Origin of the sequence: Roseateles sp. (assembly GCF_036486225.1) — a bacterium.
Taxonomy (GTDB): Bacteria; Pseudomonadota; Gammaproteobacteria; order Burkholderiales; family Burkholderiaceae_C; genus Roseateles.
In genome coordinates this window covers 1-3,945 of sequence record NZ_DASVNZ010000011.1, presented here as the reverse complement: position 1 = coordinate 3,945, position 3,945 = coordinate 1, and the positions used below count along the sequence as shown (strand labels likewise).

Annotated in this window: 4 protein-coding genes; 2 read left to right on the top strand and 2 right to left on the bottom strand. The window is 71.1% G+C overall.

The genetic code is table 11. From position 1 onward, the window contains the following. Positions 1–622 (top strand): type VI secretion system-associated protein TagF (gene tagF, locus VF536_RS01125; RefSeq protein ID WP_331612934.1); only part of this gene is annotated, 622 nt, incomplete at its 5' end. A gap of 132 nt (positions 623–754) precedes the next feature. Further along, positions 755–2,260 carry a HAMP domain-containing methyl-accepting chemotaxis protein gene (locus tag VF536_RS01120; RefSeq protein ID WP_331612933.1) on the top strand — a complete coding sequence of 502 codons (1,506 nt, stop codon included), beginning with the start codon at positions 755–757 and terminating at the stop codon, positions 2,258–2,260. A 39-nt stretch (positions 2,261–2,299) separates the two neighbouring features. Here VF536_RS01120 and VF536_RS01115 read toward each other — a convergent pair whose 3' ends face one another. Together VF536_RS01115 and tagH are read right to left on the bottom strand one after the other, a co-directional pair. Continuing rightward, a complete protein-coding gene (locus tag VF536_RS01115; protein WP_331612932.1) occupies positions 2,300–3,166 on the bottom strand; it encodes a PP2C family protein-serine/threonine phosphatase in 867 nt (288 codons plus the stop codon). A 33-nt stretch (positions 3,167–3,199) separates the two neighbouring features. Next, on the bottom strand, positions 3,200–3,945 hold a 746-nt coding region (tagH, locus tag VF536_RS01110; protein ID WP_331612931.1), incomplete at its 5' end, for a type VI secretion system-associated FHA domain protein TagH.

The window sequence follows — 3,945 nt, the reverse complement described above, 5'->3', positions numbered from 1 at the left end:
GCGGCGGCTGCCGCAACACTGCGTGCAGCACTGCGACGCCTGGCTGTCCGGAATGATGCAGGACCTGCCGAAGACGCTCGGCCCGCGCTGGCTGGACACCTACCTGACCGCCCCGGTGCTGCGTTTCGCGTGGGCGCCGGGTGTCGTCGACATGAAGTGGTGGTTCGGCGTGCTGATGGCCAGCTGCGACAACGTCGGGCGCTACTTCCCGCTGGTGATCGCGCAGCCGCGCACGCAGCCGCCGGTGGACCGCGCCGGGCTGGACCACCTCGACCGCTGGTACACGGTGCTGGCCAACGCGGCGATGCGCACGCTGGACGACACCGCGACCGTGAACGCGCTGGAGGCCGCGCTGGCCGCGGCCCCGCCCTGGCCGCCCAGCCACGCGGCGACCCTGCCCGCGCCGGAGAACGCGGTGCAGTGGGTCACCTACACCGCGCCGGCGGGCCTGCTCACGGCGGCGGTGCCGATGCTCGCCGCGGGCGAGCTGCTGGAGCGCCTGGCCGGCTGCACGGTGTGGTCGCCCAACCCCGAGCCCGGGGAGCAGGTCCACATGCGCTGGGGACCGGGGCTACCGTACGTCGAGGCGTTCGCGGCGATGCTGGAGCGCAAGAACGGCTGATCAGCATCGGCTGAACAGCAGCGGTTGAGCGGCAGGCCCGGCTGAGCGCGCGGGTGCCCGTCGCCCCTTCCCTGCCCGACGGTGCTGCGGATCGCGTCCGCCTGTGCGACATTGCGTCCCAGGGAGAAGCACATGAAGACATTCGGACGCAGCCTCGCGCTGGGATTCCTGCTGGCCGCCGCCGTGCTGTGCGGGGTCGGCGCCGTCGCCATGCGGAGCGCCTACCTCATGGCGTCCGCCGCGGACGGCGTGACGCAGAGCCATCAGGGCCTGCGCATCCTCGCCGAACTCCTGAACGACGTGGCCGAGGCGGAGGCCGCGCAGCGCGGCTTCATGCTCACCAAGGACACGGTCTACCTGACGGCGCTCGACAAGTCGACGGCCGAAGTCAACGCCGACATGGACGAGATCCGCGTGACGCCGGCGTGGCGCTCGCGCGCCGTGGACCTGGACAACACGGAAAAGGACATTTCGGCACTGCTCGTGCTGTTCCGCGAGCGCGTCGCCGATCGACAGACGATGACCCTGGAAGAGGTCACCCGTTCCCCCAAGGTCAACCAGGTCCGCCAGCGCATGGAGCGGCTTCGCGCGCGTTTCAACGACATGGAAGAGGACGAGGTCCGCCATCTGGAGGCACGTTCGGCCGAGATGGGCGAGACCACGCGGCTGGTCAAGGCCGTGGGTCTCGGAGGCACCTTGCTGGGCCTGCTGATCGTGGTCGTCACCGGGCTGGTCCTGCAGCGGTTGCTGATGCAGATGGTGGGCGCGTCGGCGGTGGACGTGGCCGCGCGGGCGCGGGAGCTGGAGGCGTCCTCGCTGCGGCAGGCCGGGGCGACGAAGCAGACCTCCTCCGCCGCCATCGAGCTCACCGCCACGATGCACGAGGTGCAAGCGGCGGCCAACCAGATCGCGCAGCGTTCGACGGAGGTCGAGGAGATCGCCACGGCCAGCACGCGCGCCGCGCATGCCGGCAGCCAGGCCATGGCCCGCGCGCGCGAGGCCACCGTGAGCCTGAGCCAGCAGATCGACATGGTCGTCACGCAGATGACGACGCTGGGCAAGGAGGTCCAGGGCGCCTCGACGGTGCTGGGCGCCATCGAGGAACTGGCGGAGCGCACCAACATCCTCGCGATCAACGCCACGATCGAGGCCTACGGCGCGGGCGACGCCGGCGAGCGCTTCCGCGTGGTCGCCGACGAGATCCGCCGTCTGGCCGAGAAGGTGCGCGCCGACGCGGTGGACATCCGGCGCCAGCTGGATTCGATCCGCAACGTCTCCAACGCCACGATCATGTCGACCGAGGCCGGCGTCAAGGCGGTGGCGGCGAACTCGTCGCTGTTCTCGGAGGCGGAGGCGATGTTCTCGCTCATCTCGGAGCGCGTGGCCGCGTCCGACATCGCGAGCAAGGAGATCAAGATGGCCACGCACCAGCAGTCCAGCGCCGGGCGGCAGCTGGAAGTCGCGCTGGCCGACGTGGGGCGCGCGACGACCGATGCGGAACAGGTCGCGCAGAGCAACCTGGAGACGGCCGCGGCGCTGTCGAAGACCGCGCAGCGCTTGAGCGCGTTCGTGGCGTCGCCGACGCGGTGGCCGGCGGCAAGACCTGCCCCCGCTGGTCGCGGCTCATCGGGTACCTGAGACCGAGCGGCGGGCGCCGCCTTGCGGCGACGGCAACGTTCAAAGCGGCATGCGCCGCGTCGACTCGTCTTCTTCCTCTTCCAGCGGGATTGGGCCGGAGTCCACGGTGGATTCCTGAGCCGCCGTCCCGGCCTCATCGGCCGGCGTCTGCGCCGTCGCCGCCAGCACCGGCTCACCGACCCACAGCGCGATCGCGCTGAAGTTGTCCTGGTCGGGCAGCCGCCGCTCCTCGATCACCGCGCGCATCGCCGCCAGCCAGTCGTCCGGCGAGCCCGCGGCGCGCAGCGTGTCGTGGATCAGCGTGTCGCCCGTGCTGCCCCACCAGCCGTCGCTGCACAGCAGGAAGACGTCGCCGTCCTTCAAGGGCTGCGGCGAGGTGGTGTGCGGATGCAGGTCGTCCTCGATGCCCAGCGCGGCCACGAGGTGGTTCTTGTGCGGATGGTCCTCCGCCTGCTCGGGCGTCAGCAGGCCGGCCTCGATCAGCATCTGCACCACGCTGTCGTCCTGCGTGATCGTGTCGATGTCGCCGCCGCGGATGCGGTACAGCCGCGAGTCCCCCACGTGCGTCCACAGCGCGAAGTTGCGCTGCGCGTCCACGCACAGCGCCACCAGCGTCGTGTGCATGCGGTCGCGGCCCGTGCCCTCGACGCCGCGACGCACGTCGTCTTGCGCGGCCAGCACCGCGCCGGTCAGCAGTTCGGGGCGCCACGGCAGCGTCGCGTCGCCCAGGCTGGTCTGCATGCGGTGCACGGCCCGGCGCGCAGCCTCCGCGCCGTTGCGGTGCCCGCCGGCGCCGTCGGCCAGCACGGCATACCAGCCGGGGCCGTTCTCGTGCGCCACGATGGCGTCCTCGTTGTTGTTGCGCGCGCCTTGTTCGCTGCAGGCGGCAACCCTGATCTTGAGCATGGTGTGAACGACGTGTAGGACAAACGGCGGGGCTCAGGCCCCGCTCTGCTGTGCTTGTTGTTGTGACTGCGAGGACGGCTGACCGTGCTGGCTCAGGCGTTCGAGTTGATCTTCATAGGCCTCCAGGAAGGCCTTGCCGAACAGCGAGTGGAAGTCCTCCTGCGCCTCGTCCCGGATGGACTCGAAGTGCTGCAGGTAGAGCTCCCAGAGCTTGGCCTTGCGATTCATCGCCAGCACGCTGTCCAGCACCGAGCGGCTGGTGAGCTTGGCCTCCAGCGCCTGCGGCTGGAAGCGCGTCAGCACGCCCTCCAGCGCGGCGCGCGTGCCGGCCATCGTGCCGATGGTGTGTCCGACCAGGTCGCGCATCGCGTCCTGCATCGCCGCGGGTCCCGGCAGGAAACCGCGCACCGGCGGCTGCAGCAGCTGCTCGAGCGCCGATTGCGCATCGGGCGAGAACTTCAGCGGATTGTTCTCGCGCGAGCGGATCACCGTCACCTGCGCGCGCAGCTCGTGCTTGGTCGCGGCCCGCACGGCCATCATGCGCAGCGCGCCGTCCACCGAGGCGTTCAGCAGGGAGCCGATGACACGCATCAGGTCCGGATTGAGGCCCTGCGGCGGCGCGGCCATGCGCACGCCGGCGCCTTCGCAGAAGGCTTGCCACAGGGCGGCGGTATCGGCGTTCTGGCCCGGCGCGGCAGGCGCCGTCGGCGCAGCCGCCACGGTCGGCGCGGGAATCGACGGAGCCGGAGGCGGCACGTAGGCCGGCGGCGGAACGACCG

What these genes read in the sequence shown, in the direction of transcription:
- VF536_RS01120 (WP_331612933.1), top strand. Translation starts at nt 755, where the DNA reads ATGAAGACATTCGGACGCAGCCTCGCGCTGGGATTCCTGCTGGCCGCC.
- VF536_RS01115 (WP_331612932.1), bottom strand. Translation starts at nt 3,166, where the DNA reads ATGCTCAAGATCAGGGTTGCCGCCTGCAGCGAACAAGGCGCGCGCAAC.